The following is a 1,921-nucleotide window of genomic DNA, read 5'->3' on the forward strand; positions in this document are numbered from 1 at the left end:
GGGTGGTTTAGGGACGGAACCACCGCCCGCGGCGATATGCTGATTGCCGCCGACGGCAGCCACTCCGCCCTGCGCCCGTACGTGCTCGGCTTTACCCCCGAACGGCGCTACGCGGGCTACGTTAACTGGAACGGTCTGGTGGAGATTGACGAGGCCATCGCCCCCGCCGACCAGTGGACCACCTTTGTCGGTGAGGGCAAGCGCGTCTCGCTGATGCCGGTCGCCAGGGGGCGCTTCTACTTTTTCTTTGATGTCCCCCTGCCGGCCGGACTGGCGGAAGATCGTAGCACCCTGAGGGCGGATCTTAGCCGCTACTTCAGCGGCTGGGCAGCGCCGGTGCAGGCGCTGATCGCCCGCCTCGATCCGGCCACCACCAACCGAATTGAAATTCACGATATTGAGCCCTTCGACCGCCTGGTGCGCGGGAAGGTGGCGCTGCTGGGAGATGCCGGACACAGCACCACCCCGGATATCGGCCAGGGCGGCTGCGCGGCGCTGGAGGACGCGGTGGTGCTGGGCGAAGCGCTACGCGACGGCGGGGATATCGCCGCCGCGCTGCGCCAGTACGAAGCCCGGCGCTGCGAGCGGGTTCGCGACCTGATCCTGAAAGCGCGCAAGCGCTGCGATATCACCCACGGCAAGGAGATGGCGCTAACCGAGGCCTGGTACCGGGAGCTTGAAGAGGAGAGCGGGGAGCGGATCATCAACGGCCTGTGCGAGACGATCCAGGGCGGCCCGCTCGGCTAGCCGCCTTCAGGGCTGCGGCTCCCGGCTTCCGCCGACGGCCTGCATCGCCTCCATCACCGCCGTCAGCTTCTGAATCGCCATCTGCGCCGGACGAGAGAGCTGGCGCGATGGCGCGGTGCAGAGCGCCAGGGTCAGCGGCCGCAGCAGCTTGTTGCGCAAAGGGATAAACGCCAGCTGCCCGCTGTTGACCTCATCCAGCACGTCGAGCAGGCTCAGTACCGTGACGCCGCTGCCTTTGAGGAGCAGCGATTTAATCAGCCGAATATCATTGCAGCTGATGCTGTTTGCCGGGGAAAAGTCGTAGTGCCGATAGAGCATCGCCACCCGGTCATGCACGATGAGCGGCGCGCCGGGAAGGATGTGCCGCAGGTGGCTAAGATCGCCTAACGACAGCGCCGCAGCCTGCGCGAGCGGGCAGTCCGGGCGCATCACCACCCCCATCTCCAGCTCAACGAACGCCAGCACGCTGAGCCCCGCCTGGCCCTCCGGATCGAGGATCAGGCCAAAATCGACGTCAGCCTGGCGAACCTTTTCGCTCACCGCGTGGCTATCCGCCACCCGCAGATTGAGCTCCAGCCACTGCCACGAGGCAATAATATCGGCCAGCGCCGCGGCAAAGCTGCCCTCCGCCAGCGCCTGCACCATGCCGATGCTGACGCTGCCGCGCTTTAGCCCCTGCAGCTCGTCAAACTGTTGGCGCGTAAGCTGAAACTCCTTTTGCCAGCGCAGCAGGTTGTCATAGAGCAGCTCTCCGGCTGTGGTCATGCGCAGCCCTTCCGGCAGCCGTTCAAACAGCGGCGTGCCGAACTCCTCTTCGGCCTGCAGGATCTGGCGGTTTATCGCCGAGGCCGAGATATGCAGCTTTTCAGCCGCCCGGCGCAGGCTGCCGCTGCGGGCCACCGCGGCGAAATAGATAGCGAAACGCGAAAACGGACTCATATTCCCCCTGTTCTCTTTTTTGCAACGGCTTAGTGAATTAATGGCGATGGATGTCAACACCCTAATATGACAACAATAAACTCACAACAATTAAACAAATGCTTTTCCGTGAGCAGGAAGGAACATGATGAACAGAACCAATCCCACCCCACCGGCCCGCTGCACCTTCGAGCCGGACGACTGGCTCCGGCTGGCGAAATGCTGGCACCCGGTCGCCCGGGCCGCTGTCCCTTAT

General features: G+C 64.0%; 3 protein-coding genes. 2 read left to right on the forward strand and 1 reads right to left on the reverse strand.

Annotated elements, in window-relative coordinates; all coding sequences use genetic code 11:
• Positions 1–747: FAD-dependent monooxygenase (locus tag PFH44_RS27110; RefSeq protein ID WP_283826764.1), on the forward strand; the 747-nt coding region annotated here is incomplete at its 5' end.
• Positions 748–753: 6 nt separating this feature from the next.
• On the opposite strand, the gene hpxR is transcribed toward PFH44_RS27110, so the two are convergent.
• Positions 754–1,686, reverse strand: a complete 933-nt coding sequence (hpxR, locus tag PFH44_RS27115) for a LysR family hpxDE operon transcriptional regulator HpxR (protein ID WP_283826765.1) — start codon at positions 1,684–1,686, stop codon at positions 754–756.
• 127 nt (positions 1,687–1,813) lie between these two features.
• Between hpxR and PFH44_RS27120 the strand changes: the two genes are divergently transcribed.
• The coding region (locus PFH44_RS27120) for a hypothetical protein (protein WP_283826766.1) at positions 1,814–1,921 on the forward strand (108 nt) is incomplete at its 3' end.

The sequence above is a fragment of the Klebsiella sp. Ech2A genome (assembly GCF_030078455.1).
Lineage (GTDB): Bacteria > Pseudomonadota > Gammaproteobacteria > Enterobacterales > Enterobacteriaceae > Klebsiella > Klebsiella terrigena.